This is a genomic window from Pseudoalteromonas sp. 0303 (genome assembly GCF_013349995.1).
Taxonomy (GTDB): domain Bacteria; phylum Pseudomonadota; class Gammaproteobacteria; order Enterobacterales; family Alteromonadaceae; genus Pseudoalteromonas.
Genome location: NZ_JABVXF010000183.1, coordinates 1 through 368, shown reverse-complemented (window position 1 = coordinate 368; position 368 = coordinate 1). Strand labels below are relative to the sequence as shown.

General features: G+C 48.6%; 1 protein-coding gene. It reads right to left on the bottom strand.

The genetic code is table 11. The features are described 5' to 3' along the window. Positions 1-368, bottom strand: a 368-nt coding sequence (locus HUS62_RS22715) for a transposase (RefSeq protein WP_175081241.1), incomplete at both ends; no start/stop codon positions are given.

Genomic DNA, 368 nt, shown 5'->3' with positions numbered 1-368 from the left:
TAACTCGTGCCCTTTTTCAGCATGGCATACGCTGTCCTAACTGTTTTATTTGCTAACGCAATGGCGGCACACTTCACGCCCCGTCTTTCAACTAATGCTTTGAGCCATTGTTCTTTTTTCGTTTTTGGTTCTCGATGCTTTAGCTGACTGATGACCGCTCTGGCTCCCAGAAACAAGTGACTCCGTAATGTTATCTCGCCACGGTATTTGGCTATATGACCTATTCGCACTTTTCCACCACTTGAGTGTTGGCGAGGGGTGACACCAACATTGGCTGCCGCATTGCGTCCGCTCGTAAAATGGGTTGTGTCACTTAAGCTTATTAATAAACCAACCGCTGTGATAGGCCCGACCCCCTCAAGCGCCAG